This is a genomic window from Saccharococcus thermophilus (genome assembly GCF_011761475.1).
Taxonomy (GTDB): domain Bacteria; phylum Bacillota; class Bacilli; order Bacillales; family Anoxybacillaceae; genus Saccharococcus; species Saccharococcus thermophilus.
The window spans coordinates 2273501-2289892 of the sequence record NZ_JAASRS010000001.1; the positions used below are offsets into that span (position 1 = coordinate 2273501).

Annotated in this window: 12 protein-coding genes, 3 pseudogenes and 1 riboswitch; of the genes and pseudogenes, 6 read left to right on the forward strand and 9 right to left on the reverse strand. The window is 45.5% G+C overall.

Features of this window, described 5'->3' with window-relative positions; all coding sequences use genetic code 11:
• The first annotated feature begins 144 nt into the window (after positions 1–144).
• Positions 145–1107: a tRNA modification radical SAM protein MnmL/YtqA gene (gene mnmL, locus BDD39_RS11790; RefSeq protein WP_166910886.1), complete on the forward strand. Its 963-nt coding sequence runs from the start codon at positions 145–147 to the stop codon at positions 1105–1107.
• Positions 1104–1676, forward strand: coding sequence for a tRNA 5-(aminomethyl)-2-thiouridylate-methyltransferase MnmM (gene mnmM, locus BDD39_RS11795; RefSeq protein ID WP_166910888.1), 573 nt, complete (start codon positions 1104–1106; stop codon positions 1674–1676). The genes mnmL and mnmM overlap by 4 nt, the downstream gene beginning before the upstream one ends.
• Positions 1677–1692: 16 nt before the next feature.
• On the opposite strand, the gene BDD39_RS11800 is transcribed toward mnmM, so the two are convergent.
• Positions 1693–2793, reverse strand: a complete 1101-nt coding sequence (locus BDD39_RS11800) for a tetraprenyl-beta-curcumene synthase family protein (protein ID WP_166910890.1) — start codon at positions 2791–2793, stop codon at positions 1693–1695.
• A 32-nt stretch (positions 2794–2825) separates the two neighbouring features.
• Positions 2826–3620 (reverse strand): alpha/beta hydrolase, encoded by a 795-nt coding sequence (locus tag BDD39_RS11805; RefSeq protein ID WP_166910891.1) that lies wholly within the window; start codon positions 3618–3620, stop codon positions 2826–2828.
• An 82-nt stretch (positions 3621–3702) separates the two neighbouring features.
• Here BDD39_RS11805 and BDD39_RS11810 point away from each other — a divergent pair, with 82 nt between their 5' ends.
• Both BDD39_RS11810 and BDD39_RS11815 read left to right on the forward strand, forming a co-directional pair.
• Positions 3703–4221, forward strand: coding sequence for a gamma carbonic anhydrase (locus BDD39_RS11810; RefSeq protein ID WP_166910893.1), 519 nt, complete (start codon positions 3703–3705; stop codon positions 4219–4221).
• Between the two features lie 417 nt (positions 4222–4638).
• Positions 4639–5480, forward strand: a pseudogene (locus tag BDD39_RS11815) (C39 family peptidase).
• On the opposite strand, the gene asnB reads toward BDD39_RS11815, so the two are convergent.
• The 5 genes and pseudogenes from asnB to metK all read right to left on the reverse strand — a co-directional run bounded on the left by asnB (position 5477) and on the right by metK (position 12150).
• Positions 5477–7375: an asparagine synthase (glutamine-hydrolyzing) gene (gene asnB / locus BDD39_RS11820; protein ID WP_166910895.1), complete on the reverse strand. Its 1899-nt coding sequence runs from the start codon at positions 7373–7375 to the stop codon at positions 5477–5479. The pseudogene BDD39_RS11815 and the gene asnB sit on opposite strands and share 4 nt — an antisense overlap.
• Before the next feature lie 256 nt (positions 7376–7631).
• A pseudogene (locus tag BDD39_RS11825) lies at positions 7632–7943 on the reverse strand (IS1634 family transposase); the annotation flags it as partial.
• 159 nt (positions 7944–8102) lie between these two features.
• Positions 8103–9269 carry an IS256 family transposase gene (locus BDD39_RS11830; protein WP_166907797.1) on the reverse strand — a complete coding sequence of 389 codons (1167 nt, stop codon included), beginning with the start codon at positions 9267–9269 and terminating at the stop codon, positions 8103–8105.
• Between the two features lie 106 nt (positions 9270–9375).
• Positions 9376–10731, reverse strand: a pseudogene (locus BDD39_RS11835) (IS1634 family transposase); the annotation flags it as partial.
• Between the two features lie 207 nt (positions 10732–10938).
• The gene (gene metK, locus BDD39_RS11840; protein ID WP_166910899.1) at positions 10939–12150 is read right to left on the reverse strand and encodes a methionine adenosyltransferase; all 1212 of its coding nucleotides are present in this window, start codon (positions 12148–12150) and stop codon (positions 10939–10941) included.
• Between the two features lie 161 nt (positions 12151–12311).
• Positions 12312–12426, reverse strand: a riboswitch (SAM riboswitch).
• Positions 12427–12610: 184 nt separating this feature from the next.
• On the opposite strand from metK, the gene pckA reads away from it, so the two are divergent.
• Complete coding sequence (pckA, locus tag BDD39_RS11845; protein WP_166910901.1) at positions 12611–14197, forward strand: phosphoenolpyruvate carboxykinase (ATP); 1587 nt, start codon at positions 12611–12613, stop codon at positions 14195–14197.
• 31 nt (positions 14198–14228) lie between these two features.
• Here the strand turns inward: pckA and BDD39_RS11850 are convergent, their stop codons facing one another.
• A complete protein-coding gene (locus BDD39_RS11850) occupies positions 14229–14471 on the reverse strand; it encodes a DUF2584 domain-containing protein (protein WP_166910903.1) in 243 nt (80 codons plus the stop codon).
• A 29-nt stretch (positions 14472–14500) separates the two neighbouring features.
• The gene (locus tag BDD39_RS11855; protein ID WP_166910905.1) at positions 14501–15289 is read right to left on the reverse strand and encodes an alpha/beta hydrolase family protein; all 789 of its coding nucleotides are present in this window, start codon (positions 15287–15289) and stop codon (positions 14501–14503) included.
• A gap of 91 nt (positions 15290–15380) precedes the next feature.
• Here BDD39_RS11855 and BDD39_RS11860 point away from each other — a divergent pair, with 91 nt between their 5' ends.
• On the forward strand, positions 15381–16379 hold the full coding sequence (locus BDD39_RS11860) for an ABC transporter substrate-binding protein (RefSeq protein WP_166910907.1): 999 nt from the start codon (positions 15381–15383) through the stop codon (positions 16377–16379).
• Positions 16380–16392: the final 13 nt, after the last annotated feature.

Here is a 16392-nt window from a genome sequence, read left to right on the forward strand (position 1 = left end):
AACCATTAATCGTTTGTCTCATTTTTTAATGTGCGCATTTTATTTTCCGCCTATCACGTTAATGATTGGTAATAGTCGATTTTTTCCGCCAATCGTGATACAATGCTGAAATGATATGATTTTACAAACAAGGAGGGAGCTGTGTTGGCACAGTTCAACCCATTTCCATATACAAATGACCATAAGCGTTACCATACGTGGAATTATCATCTGCGGCAAACGTTCGGACATAAAGTGTTTAAAGTCGCGCTTGACGGCGGCTTTGACTGCCCGAACCGCGATGGAACGGTGGCGTATGGCGGCTGTACGTTTTGCAGTGCGGCGGGATCAGGCGATTTTGCCGGCAATCGCGCCGATGATTTAGTGACACAGTTTCATACCATTAAGGAAAAAATGCATCAAAAATGGAAAGATGGAAAATATTTAGCTTACTTCCAGGCATTCACAAACACACATGCGCCGGTAGAAGTGTTGCGGGAGAAATACGAAACCGTCTTAAACTTAGACGGGGTAGTCGGGTTGTCCATTGCCACGCGACCGGACTGCCTTCCTGACGATGTTGTGGAATATTTGGCGGAGCTGAATGAGCGCACGTATTTATGGGTCGAGCTTGGTTTGCAGACGGTTCACGAGCGGACGGCCCTGCTGATTAACCGAGCCCACGATTTTCAATGCTTTGTCGATGGAGTCGAAAAATTGCGCAAACACGGAATCCGTGTCTGTGCGCATATTATTAACGGGCTGCCGCTGGAAGATTATGATATGATGATGGAAACGGCAAAAACGGTAGCCAGCATGGATATACAAGGAATCAAAATCCATTTGCTTCATTTATTAAAAGGAACGCCGATGGTAAAGCAATATGAAAAAGGGTTGGTGCAATTTCTATCCTTTGAAGAATATGTAAACCTTGTCTGCGACCAATTGGAAGTATTGCCTCCGGAAATGGTCGTACATCGCATCACCGGCGATGGCCCGATCGATCTCATGATCGGTCCAATGTGGAGCGTCAATAAATGGGAAGTGTTAAACGCCATTGACGCCGAACTCGAACGCCGCGACAGCTATCAAGGGAAATATTACAAAAAAGAAGTGGTCCAGCGATGAAATTGGCGAAAATTCTTCCGTTTACGCGCGTATTAATGGACATGGCGGTGAAAGAAGGCGATATCGCCGTCGATGCCACGGTCGGAAACGGACATGATACGCTTTATTTGGCAGAGCGCGTCGGAGAGAAAGGCCGCGTATTCGGTTTTGACATTCAACAGGAAGCAATTGCGGCGACATCCGCCCGCCTTCAAGAGCATCATTTGCTAGAGCGGGTGACATTATTTCAGGCCAGCCATGACCAATTAATTGAAAAAATCCCTGATGTCTATCATGGCCGCATCACCGGCGCGATATTTAACCTCGGCTACCTGCCCGGCGGCGATAAACGGATTGTGACGAAACCGGAGTCAACGATCCGCGCCATTGAACAATTGCTGCAAATCATGAAAAAAGAAGGCATCATCGTCCTCGTCGTCTATCATGGCCATCCGGAAGGCGTCATCGAACGGGACGCGCTTCTTGATTATGTAAGAGAAATGGACCAAAAACGCGTTCATGTATTAAAATATGCATTCATCAACCAAAAAAACAATCCCCCTTTTATTATTGCCATCGAAAAACGATAAAAAGGCTGTCCCTCGTTTAGGAAAGAGACAGCCTTTTTTGTTTAAAAGACGATGAAAGCTTGTTCTGCCATAAGCGATACGCTTTTCCGTTCCAGTAAAAAAACCAAGAAACCGCCCCGCCTGCACGGACAAGCTTTCTCGCAAGGCGGCGAAGCTCGCGCTGTTTTTTCACTTTTTCATCCGATAAATATAGACCGAGAAGGCCGCGGTGAATAAGGCGGTGAAACTCTCCATGCGGCAACGCACTCACATGCCGGTCGGCCTCTTCAATAAAATGGCATAACCGTTCCAATAAAACGGACTGGCTTGGGTAGTAAAAACAGAAATTCAAGTCTCCGCCTAACCGATCTTCTTCCTGGTCAATTAAATAATCAAGCAAAATATGCAGCCCTTGTATATACGGAAAATAACCGTCGCGTATTTGTTTGGCCATTTCCGTTTGAAATGTTTCGCTGAAAGCGTAAGCAACTAAACAAAAAATACCTAGCGTAGAGCCGGAGCAAGCGGAAAACTCATACCATTCCATCGGCGGAAGCTGGTCTTTGTATTGTTTAAACCATTTTTCCAGGCGCGGCACGCGCTCCTCGACATGCACATGTTTATGTACTTGCAAATCACAATAATATCCCGCTAGTTCATGCAAAAACGGCATAATTTTATCGTAATGGGCTACTTTTTGCAAAACGTTTTGACACGTGCGGACAAGGTCATGCAAATAGCCGCCATCATCTTGTTCCTGTCGGTGGCGGTAATAATTTGCCACATCGGCATCAATCGACAGGGCATCCGGCATCGATTCATGAAGAGCGCGGAAGTCAAGCGGATCTAGTGATGTGCTTCGGTCACATAAATTATCCAAGTAATCGCTGATCGTTTGATACGCGACGATAAAACGAATGCACTCTTCCATATCTTCTCCAGCAAGCAGCGATAAAATGGCGCCGCCCTCGCAATGAAACGTTTTTGTTGCAATGCTGGCCAATGCTTGTCTGCGCAGCTCCGGGTCGGGAATTCGCTCCGCCTTTTGTTTCCAATAAGCCAATTCGCGGTGTACAACGGGAAAAACGTCACGATATACTTTTTTCATTAGTGTGATCGGATGCGTTGGTATTTTCAATAGGCTCACCTCAGATGCAAAAATGACATGGTTTAACGATATAGCTGGCATTGCGTATCTAAAAACGATTTGGCATATAAGAAAACATCTTCCCGCTCCGGTTCATTAAAAATTTCATGGTATAATTGATTCCATTCTTTATACATTTTTTCCGAAATGGATAAATGATCAAACCATTCTTTTACCTTCGTTTTGTCGACAATTTTATCGTCGCCGCCCTGCATGAGCAGCAACGGAATATCAGGAAATTTCGCAACGCGGCGAAACGCCAATTCCATCGCCTTCACCAGTTCGCGATACCAGCGGACAGATACTTTCGTCACATACAGCTCATCCTGTTGATCCGCCTCATGCACTTCTTTATTTCTTGTTGCCAGTGCAACAGACAGTCCTGAATCAAATAAAAGAGAGGGGGCAATATAATTCAATACTCTAGAGAGCATATCAAGCCCCTTGGATGGATACGACACAAGCCCCAAACAAGGTGAAGATAAAATAACTCCGCGGACAGGAAGGCGTTTTTTCTCCTGCAAGGTGCGGATGACTACCAGCCCTCCCATGCTGTGGCCGATAAGAAATATCGGCTTATGAAATGACTGTGCCTCTTCGATCCAATCGGCTACTTCATTAATATATTCATCAAACGATTGAATATGTCCACGTTTTCGCCGCGTTGTCCGTCCCTGCCCCGGCAAATCTCCGGCGACAACATGATATCCGCTTTTCACCAAGCGCTCGATCAGCCATTGGTACCGTCCATGATGTTCGGCTGCTCTGTGGACAATCACCACCGTTCCTTTTCCGTCGTTTGCCTCCCATTTCCACATTGCTAAATCTCCTCCGTTTACGAATCGTGCCATTATTTGTACAATAATAATACCGAAACATTTAACGAAAGGAAAGAAACGTATGATTTACCCGTACAAAGGAAAGGTTCCGAAGATTGCTGAATCTGCCTTTATTGCCGATTATGTCACCATTACCGGCGACGTGATCATTGGGGAAGAAACGAGTATTTGGTTTAATACCGTCATTCGCGGCGATGTCGCCCCAACAATCATCGGCAATCGCGTCAATATTCAAGATAACTCAATTTTGCATCAAAGTCCAAATAATCCGCTTATCATTGAAGATGGCGTCACCGTCGGCCATCAAGTCATCTTGCATAGCGCCATCATCCGCAAAAACGCACTAATTGGCATGGGTTCGATTATCCTTGATGGGGCGGAAATCGGCGAAGGAGCATTTATCGGCGCCGGCAGCCTCGTTCCACAAGGAAAAAAAATTCCGCCGCACACGCTCGCGTTTGGCCGTCCCGCTAAAGTTATTCGCGAACTGACCGAAGAAGATGTCCGCGAGATGGAGCGAATTCGCCGCGAATATGTGGAAAAGGGGCAATACTATAAAGTCTTGCAGCTAAAACAATGATCATCGTTCCCGTAATTTTGACATATTCCCGAAAAAAGTCTCCCACTTCTAAACGCGAAGATGCGATAGCACCAATGAAAGTGGGAGATGAAATTCGGTTAAGTGTACCTAAAATTGCTTTTTCTATCGAACATATGTTATTATTTTATAATGTATTCTTTGCTAACTGGATATATGTGGTTGCATGGAGCACAATGCGAAAACCAAGCGAATGCCTTCCATGCGTAAAATACATGCGTAAAATATCCAAGGTACAAAAGAATCTCCGAATGATCGGATATCTAGGGTTGGAACGACCCGAAGTTACGCTCAGGGAGACGAAAGGCTGCTTTCGTCGTGGAACTGAGAAGCTCACACTTCAAGCGTTAGCTAAGTAGCGAGTAGTTTACAGACATTCCGATTATAAGGAGTAATGTTATGTCTACCATCTTGGTTCTTTTCATCATTGTGATCGCATTGTTTATTGTATTTTCACTAATAAAAGCATTATCGAAACCGGCACTTATTTCTCTTTTTATGTTTTGTCTTCTCGCAGCACTGTTGTTCAACCAAAAAATAGAAACAACGATCGCGCGTTTAAAACAATCTCTTTTAGCAAAGGAAGAAGCACTGATAGAGGATGTTATTTCTCCCTCTGTAGAGAAGGAAATCAAACCTTCTGTGCTGCTTGATGTGCCAGCCATTCGCCAACTTCCCGAATTGCCGCGCGGCTGCGAGGTCACGAGCTTGGCGATGCTTCTACAAGATGCCGGTGTTCAGGCGGACAAAGTAACGCTTGCTAAACAAGTTAAAAAAGACCCAACTCCGTTTCAACGAAAGAATGGAAAAGTATATTTTGGCAATCCAAATGACGGTTTTGTTGGCGACATGCACTCGCTCACCACGCCAGGCTTAGGCGTGTATCACAAACCAATTAAACAGCTTGCCGAAATATATTTACCCGGCAAAATCATGGACATAACCGGCAGCGAATTTTCCGTACTGCAGCAATATCTTTCCAAAGGGGCACCAATTTGGGTTATCACCAACAGCACGTATAAAAAACTGCCGGAATCAGCCTTTCGCGAATGGGAAACACCGAGCGGACCGATTAAAATTACGTATTACGAACATTCCGTCGTTATTACGGGATATGACGAAGATTATATTTATTTCAATGATCCGCTTACAGGCGAAAAAATAAAAAAGCGCCCAAGGACGATTTTTTAGACGCCTGGGCGCAAATGGGAAGACAGGCAATCACCTATCAACCTGATTAGATGGATAGGGGTTGTCTGTCTTTTTTATATAGATGGGAAAAATCGTACTTTCTTTCGATATACACTTGATGCCAAATCATAAATACTAGCACCGTCCAAATTTTGCGGCTATGATCCGCTTTATTGGCACAATGCTCTTCTAACAAGCGATATAACACATCTTTATGGAATAAATGATCGGTTTCACTTTCCTTGATGATTGTTTTTGCCCAATCATGCATTTCATTTTTAAGCCAATGGCGAATCGGCACTGGGAAGCCAAGCTTTTTGCGATGAAGAACATGATCCGGAACAATGCCTTCTGCCGCTTTGCGCAAAATGTATTTCGTCGTATTATTAGCCGTTTTCATTTCCGGCGGAATTTTTGCCGCCACTTCAAAGACGGCCTTGTCTAAAAATGGGACGCGCAATTCCAACGAATGGGCCATCGTCATTTTGTCGGCCTTTAACAAAATATCTCCTCGCAACCATGTGTGAATATCAATATATTGCATCCGATTCACCGGTGGATAATGGGTTGTCTCTTCATAAAACGGACGAGTAATCTTCGTATATTCCAACCCATGTTTGTAAGATTTCAACAAACCTTGCTTTTCTTCTTCACTATACATTTTCGCATTTCCAATGTAACGTTCTTCCATCGGAGTTAATCCGCGTTCGATAAAGCTTTTTCCTTTGACGCCTTCTGGAAGCATATGAGCAATGACGCGTAATGCGGATTTTACCGGGTTAGGGATCCGTTCAAACATTTCCAATGATTGCGGTTCGCGATAAATGTTATACCCGCCAAATAACTCATCCGCTCCTTCTCCGGAAAGGACAACCGTTACATGCTTTCTCGCTTCGCGGGCGACAAAATAAAGCGGAACAGCTGCCGGGTCGGCAAGCGGATCATCCATATGCCACATAATTTTTGGCAATTCTTCCATATACTCTTCCGGCGAAATAACATAGCTAATGTTTTCGACACCTAATTTTTCTGCCGTTTCTTTCGCAACATCAATTTCGCTAAATCCTTCCCGTTCAAAACCGACCGAAAAAGTTTTGATGTTCGGATGAAACTGCTTCGCAATCGAAGCAATCAGCGAAGAATCGATTCCGCCCGATAAAAATGAACCAACCGGCACATCACTGCGCATATGTACGCGTACAGAATCGAATAAAACATCGCGAATTTCTTTCACAAATTCGTCTTCCGATTTCCATACAGGCTGGAACCGCGCTTTCCAATAGCGGTGTACCGTTAATTTTTCACCGACTTTCTTTTTGATATAGTGGCCCGGCTCCAATTTTTTAATCCCAGCGGACATGGTCATTGGCTCAGGCACATATTGGAATGTTAAATAGTGCTGCAGCGCATTATAATCAAGAACGTCGTTTTCCATCGCATGCAAAATACTTTTCTTTTCCGATGCAAAAAACGTACGACCCGCTTCTTCCAAGTAGAAAAACGGCTTAATGCCGAATGGGTCACGCGCGGCAAAAATCGTTTTTTCTTCTTTATCCCAAATGACAAACGCAAACATGCCGCGAAGCTTTTCTACCGCTTTTTCTTTTTCAGCGCTGTAAAGCGCGATAATAACTTCCGTATCCGAGTTGGTTGCAAATTCATATCCTTTTTCCACTAATTCATCCCGCAGCTCAAGGTAATTGTAAATTTCGCCATTAAAAATAATCCAATACCGCTCATTTTCGTAAGAAAGCGGCTGGTGGCCTGCTTCTAAATCAATGATGCTTAAGCGTCGGAACCCGAAACGGACATATTCATCAAAATAATATCCACTATCATCGGGACCACGATGTATAATCATATCATTCATTTCTTCGAATGTTTTCTTCCATTGCTCCTCTAACATTTTCGGCTCATCATGAATGCATCCAATAAACCCGCACATGTTTGTTTCACCTACTCCTTCTTCAACCGATTGGTTATACCTTACGTTGGAACAATAGGACTATAACATTTTTCAAAACAAATTATCAACAATCTTTTCTTTAAATCAGTCGAAACAGATGCTCTTGTCTCACATTTCGCACCCTAACAAGGTCAAAACAAAGGATTTTTTATTTAGTTTTTCAGAATAACTTTTTGACCAACACAACGAGCGATGGCAATCCTTTTTTTACCATCGCTGGTCGTTCCGTATCACGTTACACGTAGATGCTCTCATCCATGCCCAATCCCTGCAGAATCCTTCGCTGATCAGGGGTAAGGGAGCGATCCAGTGAGCGTTGGATGCGCCCATCCGGCAGCTTGAACAGGACGACGTTCACATATTGAAACAGCTGAAAAATCGCCTGTCCCGTCGGCCGGGTCAGCTTGCGGCCTCCAGGACCCTTCAACGGGTGTTCTGGAGTAATAAACTGACGCACTCGGCGCTGAAAAACGCGGTAAATAGCCAAGGCCAACAGAAACAAATAGCCTAATACTGCGACCCGTTCTGGTTTTTTGACGTAAATCTGGTACCGTCAAGAATTTTGTGTAATATAATGGGGGTAGGGTTTCTCTGAAATGGATTTGGAATGAATAGGGAACTAGTTTCCTCCACACAGGAGACTGAATATTCAGTCTCCTGTGTGGAAAGGGAGAATCCCCCTATTTTGTTTATTTACAGTATTTGGTTAATGATAACGTTCTTCAAACATTCGCTCGAGGGCTTCCTGTGCTTCGGCAAATCCTCGCAACTTTCGCCCTGCCCATTTCTCATTAAAATCTTGAATGGTCAAATATACGATTTTTTCAGCGGCTTCTAAACTATTCAAACTGTTCATCGGCTTTAGACGTTTCCGAATCTCCTTGATCGTTCGTTCAATGGCATTCGTCGTGTAAATCACACTTCGAATACTGCTTGGATAATCCATAAATGTAAGGAGGACATCCAACTCATTGGCCCAAGATTGAACTTCTCTCGGATACTTGCTTGACCATTTCGACTCAAACTGTTGAAACATCTGTAACGCCATCTCCTTATTCGGCGCGCGATAAATCAGCCTGAGATCCTCGGCCACTTCAAATTGGTCTTTTTTCCGAACACGATGGAGCGTGTTACGGACTTTGTGAACGACACAACGCTGCACATCGGCTTTCGGATAAACCGCCTTAAAGGCTTCCTCCAACCCTGGTAGTCCATCGAATATGCCCAGAAGCACTTCCTTGGCGCCTCTTTGGTAGAGGTGTTGAAGAATTTCCTGCCATACATAGGCGCTTTCTTGTCCTCCCACAAAGAAATCAAGAATTTCGCGATATCCTTCTTCGTTCACCCCTAACACCACATAAATGACTTCTTTCTCCACGGTTTCGCGACGAAGTTTTACGTATAAACCATCCAAATATAAGACGGAATAACGCTTGTGCAGTGGACGAGTGTGCCATTTCTCGATGTCTTCCTTCACGACATCGGTAATACGGCTGATCGTCGCAGGAGAATAGGTGCTTCCTAGAATTCGTTCGATAAACTTGCCAATTTCCCGTGTACTCATGCCACTTTGGTACATCCTAATGATTGCTTCCTCCAGCCAGCCGGTGTGCCGTTGGTAAGGGGCAAACAACTGTGTTTGAAATTCTCCGTTTCGGTCTCTAGGGACCAAAAGACCTTCAATCCGGCCATATTGCGTATCTAGATTTCGTTGATAGTAGCCGTTTCTCATATTTGATGTTCCGGCCTGTTCTATTTCGAGGAAATTCTTGATTTCTTCCCGCATGATCAGTTCTAATTTTTCCTTTACAAACTGACGAATGACACTTTCCAGTTGATTTGCCCAGTCGACATTCGGTATACTTTTAGACATAGGTAGGGTTCTCCTTTCTCTGGAATGTTTGGGTTCAATCAGAGAATACCCTACCTTTTTTATTTTGATCTAGTAAAATGCTTTACACAAAATTTTATACATCATCGTAAATCTCATCCGTGAAAAACGGATCTTTCAAAAAAGCGAAGTTCATTTCCACCGAGATCTGCCCTTTATACAGCTTCAAGATCTCTTGGGCATCCATGGGTTGGCCCTTCCATTCCTTCGGAACGGTCGTGACAAGGACAAACCGGGACGCTTTCCGTCTCGCCTGTTCCCACGCGTCTTGGTCGAATTCGACGTCAAGGTGCAAGAAATACAGCGTCTCCACCTCGGGTTCCGCCCCTTTTTTCGGCCGTCCGCGCCGTTTTTTCAGGCGTACGATCTCTTCGACCGCGGCCTCAACCCGATGAAACCGGGGGCGAAGGGACGCCTTGAGGGACGCCAAGGCTTGTTCGGCATCTTCCCGGCAGGAGAAGGGGTGACGCTCCCAACGGGCTTGTTCCTCGCGAAGAAGCTCCGCTTCTTTGGTTCGTTCTTTTTCAAGCGTCTTTCCTTTTCGCTGGTCGAGCGCGCTCGATTCAACAACGATCAGCCGAACGGGGTGGCCTTCATACGTCGAGGCCGTTTCCCATACCCGGTACGTGGCGCCGTTTCTCTCCGCCAACGTAAAGGGATCGCTCCACGTCGTGTCCTCAGCATCCGCTTCGGCCAGCGCGGTTTTCACGATCCGGAGCGACGAAGGGCCTCTGGTGATCAAAAAGGCGTTGGCCGCTTTGGTTTGCGCCAGGGTCTCTTTCGTCATCGCGGCGGAATCGGCCACGTAAATCCATTCGTCTTCGATTTTGGCCTGCTTCAGCTGTTCATGGACACGAGACAGCACCTCGGGATTCCATGTTTTATCGGGCAGGTTGCCATCGTGCACATCGCCGTAAAACGGGATGCCGTCCTCGTTGCCGACCAGTCCGAAACCGATCTGTTTTTGCCAACGATGATGGCGGTTGTAGCCATGTGTGATTTGTAAGGCCTCTAACGAGGCCGATTCATACGCGCCGTAAACGGTCTTGTCCGTCGTATCGGCGTGGAAGGCTCGGAGGGAAAGGCCTTCTTTTCGATAAATATGAATCAAGCAAGTGCTGATGACGTTGTGAATGCCAGCCTCATACAGGCGATCGAGATGACGGGCCAACGCATCGTCGTTCAACCAGGAAGGATGGAGATCGGGACGGATGAGTTTCTCACAATCGACCTCCTGAGCCCAATGTTCCAAGTGAACAAGGGCTTGCCGGCCGTCAAACACATTGTAGAGGATGGCCTGAACGGCATCGCTGACTCGCGTTTGGCACTGCGGATCGACGGGCACGAGATGGTCAATCAATTGAGGCAGACCCAGTTTCTTGAATAGGGCACTTATTATATTCAAATAAGAATTGCGATAGACCTTTTTGACTTGAACGTTCATAAGTGAAAAACTCCTTTACGTTCCTTGTGTGTCAAGGATTCATTCGACATCGGAACGAAAAAATCCTCCCGATTTTCGTCGAGAGGGTGCGAAATGTGAGTCTTGTCGTTACGTCTATCCTTTATTTTTTTATTTTGCAAAAAAACTTTATTATCGTAAAAAAAAGAGAGAGCTACATAAACGAATGTAACTCCCTTTTCTGTTTTATTATTGCTTCGCTAACGCAAAAGCTTGCTCTTTCAATGCTTCTGCTTTATCCGTACGCTCCCATGGCAGGTCGATATCCGTACGTCCAAAATGGCCGTAAGCAGCCGTTTGCTTGTAAATCGGACGGCGCAAATCCAACATTTTAATAATTCCTGCCGGGCGCAGGTCGAAGTTGTTGCGCACGACTTCGATTAAAATGTCTTCGGATACTTTTCCCGTGCCAAATGTGTCAATCGAAATCGAGACCGGTCTTGCCACCCCAATCGCATAGGCCAATTGCACTTCACACTTATCGGCAAGTCCTGCCGCCACGATATTTTTCGCGACATAACGGGCCGCATACGCAGCAGAACGGTCTACTTTTGTTGGATCTTTTCCGGAGAACGCACCGCCGCCGTGACGTGCGTAGCCGCCGTATGTGTCCACAATAATTTTCCGTCCCGTTAATCCCGCGTCGCCTTGAGGCCCGCCGATAACAAAGCGACCTGTTGGGTTAATAAAATATTTCGTATTTTCATCGATGAGCCCGGCTGGCACTACCGGCTTAATGACATGTTCTTTAATATCGCGTTCAATTTGTTCTTGCGTAACTTCTGGATGATGCTGCGCGGACACGACAATCGTATCGACGCGAACAGGTTTGCCATTTTCATCATATTCCACCGTTACTTGTGTCTTACCGTCTGGACGTAAATATGGCAAAACATCTTCCTTACGCACTTCCGCCAAGCGGCGTGCCAAACGGTGCGCCAATGAAATCGGAAGCGGCATTAACTCTTCTGTTTCATTGCAGGCAAAGCCAAACATAAGCCCTTGGTCACCGGCGCCGATCGCTTCGATTTCCTCGTCAGTCATCTGACCTTCACGAGCTTCTAACGCCCGATCGACTCCCATCGCGATATCTGGCGACTGCTCGTCAATCGATGTCAACACGGCGCATGTATCCGCATCAAAACCGAATTTAGCACGCGTATAGCCAATTTCGCGAACCGTATCGCGAACGATTCTTGGAATGTCGACATATGTTGATGTCGTAATTTCTCCGCTTACGAGCACGAGCCCTGTTGTCACACTCGTTTCGCAGGCAACGCGAGCGTTCGGGTCTTTTTCTAGGATCGCATCTAAAATTGCATCGGAAATTTGGTCGCAAATTTTATCCGGATGGCCTTCTGTTACAGACTCTGAAGTAAATAAACGTCTTTTTGATGACATTCGGCATTTTCCTCCTCTTTATATAATCAAACATCGAAAATGATAATGCCGTAAACGGCGGGGCGATACGGTACTCATTTCCCTTGTTTCATTTTCTCATATAAAAAAACCTTTCCTGTAACGGTGAGGAAAGGTCATTGCAATCGTAATTGCTCCTTTCACTCTTATCGTTCAAGGACACCGCCTTGCCACAGGTTAGCACCATTTCACATGTTTCCAGTTGTGACGGTTGCTGGGCTTCATTGGGCCTGTCCCTCCGCCAACTCGGGATAAGAGTATCCGTTCAATGACTTATCATATCGTAATGAAGCTCGAAAAGTCAACAAAATGCGGCGAATTTTTTATGAAAAAAACAGGAAAAATAAACAAAAGAAATCGTCACAAATAGTATGGACTAATAATAAAAATGTGTTATACTATTTTATAAGGATTATTAAATAAAAAAAGGTAGGTTTTGAAAATGGGGATCGCAAAAATGACCAATAAACTTTCTTTATTATTGCAAAAACCAAACGTATTTCACAATTTATCGGTAGCACAGCTGGTGGAAAAAGTGCTGCAGCGTAAGGAAGGTCACTTAACAGCTACTGGGGCGGTGGCGGTAACGACAGGAAAATATACAGGCCGCTCGCCAAAGGATAAATACATTGTCGAAGAAGCATCGACAAAAGCAAAAATCGATTGGGGAACAGTCAACCAGCCGATTTCGGAAGAAGTGTTTGAAAATTTATATAATAAAGTGCTTGATCATTTAATGAAACAAGATGAAGTTTTTGTCTTTAAAGGATTTGCCGGTGCTGATCCTAAATATCGTTTGCCGATTCAAGTGATTAACGAATTCGCTTGGCATAATTTATTTGCCCATCAATTATTTATTCGCCCAAGCGCAGAGGAATTACAAACACATGAAGCGCAATTTACGGTGATCTCTGCTCCAAATTTCAAAGCAGATCCGGCGGTGGACGGAACAAGATCAGAAGCGTTTATTATCATCTCTTTTGAGCGCCGCATCGTGTTAATCGGCGGAACGGAATATGCCGGCGAAATGAAAAAATCGATTTTCTCGGTGATGAACTATTTGCTTCCAGAGCAAGGGATTCTTTCAATGCATTGCTCAGCCAACGTCGGCAAAGAAGGAGACGTTGCATTATTCTTCGGACTGTCGGGAACAGGAAAAACGACGCTTTCCGCTGATCCAAACCGCCGCTTAATCGGTGATGACGAACACGGTTGGTCAAACCGCGGCATCTTTAATATCGAAGGCGGATGTTATGCGAAATGCATTAACCTATCCCGCGAAAAAGAACCGCAAATCTTTGACGCCATCGGGTTCGGAGCGGTGCTCGAAAACGTGGTAATCGATGAGCATACAAGAATACCAAATTACGATGATGCGACATTAACGGAAAATACGCGTGCGGCTTACCCGATTCAGGCCATTGCCAACATCGTGGATCCAAGCATTGCCGGCCACCCATCGACGATTATTTTCTTAACCGCAGACGCGTTTGGCGTATTGCCGCCAATTAGCAAACTGACGCGTGAACAAGCAATGTACCATTTCTTAAGCGGCTATACGAGCAAGCTCGCCGGCACCGAACGAGGAATCACTTCTCCGCAAGCGACATTCTCTACTTGCTTTGGCGCTCCGTTTTTGCCGCTTCCAGCCGTGCGCTATGCGGAAATGCTCGGCAAAAAAATCACGGAACATAACGTGCGGGTATTCCTTGTCAACACTGGTTGGACCGGCGGGGAGTACGGAGTCGGCAGCCGCATGAAGCTTGCCTACACCCGTGCGATGGTGCAAGCAGCTGTCGAAGGAGAACTGGACAATGTTGAAACAGTGAAAGACCCTATTTTTGGCTTGGCCATTCCACTTCATATTCCAGGAGTGCCAGATGAAGTGCTGCAGCCGCAAAATACTTGGGCTGATAAAAACGCATATGAACAAAAAGCAAAAGAACTGGCCGCAAAATTCCGCGAAAACTTCCAAAAATTTAAGCATATTGCACCGGAAATTGAAGCACTTGGCGGTCCGCTCGTATAATCGAAAAGGAGGGAACGATTCCCTCCTTTTTTTAATTCGTTGAATGCAAGGCGATAAGCTCATACGTGACAATCGTCCGATTATCGGCAAGTTCCAGCTTTTTCACCACCGCTTGACCGCTCGCCTCGCTTTGCAACGTTCTTCTAACCTCTAGCGGAATATCAAGAGGATAAAGGCGATATCCGTCTTTTTCTAAAATAAACAAATTATCTTTTACGCGCTTTTCTTTCCCTTTTGTGACAATCAGCGTTTGCAGCTCCAGCGGCATGCCCATTACAACACACCCCTTTTCTTTTTATCGTATCATACATTTGGCTGTCTTTTCATCCATTCTGTCAACCTCCGGACAGTCTCGCGATTTTCTTTTGGCGGAAAATAATGCGTAAACTGTGGAAAATACCATGTTGTCACTTGCTTATTTAATTCTTTCAGTCTTTTCTCAAGCCGATATGCATGCTCAACCGAAACATTGCGGTCTTTTTCCCCATGAATGATTAGGACAGGAGCATGAATTTTCTCGATTTCATATAATGGCGTCCGCCAGCGGTATCGCTCTGGATATTTTGTCGGCGTCCCTCCGATGACCCGCTTCATCATTCTTCGCAAATCTTCCCTCTCCCAGTAGGTAAGCGCTACATCGGAAACTCCGCCCCACACCGCAACAGAGCAAACCCGCGGCTCTAAAATCGCCGTATGCAGCGCCATCGCTCCCCCACGGGAAAATCCAAAGATATGAATCCGTTTTTCATTCACGTTCGGATGCTGCTGCAGCAGCCGAAACGCGGCAAGCGCATCATATCGGTCTTCCCCGGCAAAATCTTCATTTCCTTCCCCACCTTGGTTGCCGCGGTAAAACGGCGCCATCACGACAAATCCATACGAGGCAAATTGGGTAATGCGCGCTAAGCGCACTTGCCCGACGCTTTTAATGCCGCCGCGCAAATATAAAAAACCGTCATACACTCCAGGAGCTTTTGGTATGGCCAAAAATCCTTTCATTTTTAGCCCTTGGCATAAATACGTGACAAGAAATACATCAATGTGCGGATTGGGGGAAGGAAAGCGATATTGCTCGACAATATATCCATCCATGATCATTTTCTCCTTTCCATAGGCATTCACACATTTTTTTCACTTGCATACGATAAGGTGAAGTAAGTTACTTGTTAAGGAGGCTACCAGCATGAAAAAAATCGCCATGATGTCGCTTTTTCTCTTTCTCCTTATTATTCCTCTAGCCGCCTGCGGCCAACAAAAAGAGGAGAAAGTAAAAAAGATAAGGCTTGCGGAAGTGACTCGCTCTATCTTCTATGCTCCGCAATATGTCGCCCTAGCAAAAGGGTTTTTTAAAGAAGAAGGATTAAACGTCGAACTCACCACTACGTGGGGCGGCGATAAAACGATGACTGCCCTTCTTTCCGGCGGAGCCGATATCGCCCTTGTCGGCTCGGAAACATCCATTTATGTCTACAGCCAAGGCACAAACGATCCGGTCATTAACTTCGCGCAGCTCACTCAGACAGACGGGACGTTCCTCGTCTCCCGCCATAAAATTGATAACTTTACTTGGGATCAGCTGAAAGGCAGCACCTTTCTCGGCCAGCGCAAAGGCGGCATGCCGCAAATGGTTGGCGAATTTGTGCTGAAAAAGCACGGCATTGATCCGCATAAAGATTTAAAACTTATTCAAAATGTTGATTTCGCTAATATCGCCAATGCGTTTGCCGGAGGCACAGGCGATTTCGTCCAGCTTTTTGAACCAACGGCAAGCATTTTTGAACGGGAAGGAAAAGGATACATTGTCGCCTCGTTTGGCACAGAGTCCGGCCACGTGCCATATACCACTTATATGGCAAAGCAAAGCTTTATTCATAAAAATAAAGATGCGATTGAAAAATTTACACGCGCGATCTATAAAGCCCAGCAATGGGTAGAGTCGCATAGCGCAGCAGAAGTGGCGAAAGTGATTCAACCTTACTTCAAAGATACGGATCTTTCCATCATTGAAAAAGTCGTTAACCGCTATAAAAGCCAAGGCACGTATGCCACCAATCCGATTCTTGATGAGGAAGAATGGAATAACCTGCAAAATATTATGGACGAAGCAGGCGAGCTGCCGAAACATATTGATCACCAGACGCTTGTCGATAATTCATTTGCGGAAAAAGCAATGGCTAAATAACGAAAGCGGGTGA

Coding starts and splice junctions, on each gene's coding strand:
- mnmM (WP_166910888.1), top strand. CDS start 1,104: ATGAAATTGGCGAAAATTCTTCCGTTTACGCGCGTATTAATGGACATG.
- BDD39_RS11805 (WP_166910891.1), bottom strand. CDS start 3,620: ATGTGGAAATGGGAGGCAAACGACGGAAAAGGAACGGTGGTGATTGTC.
- BDD39_RS11810 (WP_166910893.1), top strand. CDS start 3,703: ATGATTTACCCGTACAAAGGAAAGGTTCCGAAGATTGCTGAATCTGCC.
- asnB (WP_166910895.1), bottom strand. CDS start 7,375: ATGTGCGGGTTTATTGGATGCATTCATGATGAGCCGAAAATGTTAGAG.
- BDD39_RS11830 (WP_166907797.1), bottom strand. CDS start 9,269: ATGTCTAAAAGTATACCGAATGTCGACTGGGCAAATCAACTGGAAAGT.
- metK (WP_166910899.1), bottom strand. CDS start 12,150: ATGTCATCAAAAAGACGTTTATTTACTTCAGAGTCTGTAACAGAAGGC.
- pckA (WP_166910901.1), top strand. CDS start 12,611: ATGGGGATCGCAAAAATGACCAATAAACTTTCTTTATTATTGCAAAAA.
- BDD39_RS11850 (WP_166910903.1), bottom strand. CDS start 14,471: ATGGGCATGCCGCTGGAGCTGCAAACGCTGATTGTCACAAAAGGGAAA.
- BDD39_RS11855 (WP_166910905.1), bottom strand. CDS start 15,289: ATGGATGGATATATTGTCGAGCAATATCGCTTTCCTTCCCCCAATCCG.
- BDD39_RS11860 (WP_166910907.1), top strand. CDS start 15,381: ATGAAAAAAATCGCCATGATGTCGCTTTTTCTCTTTCTCCTTATTATT.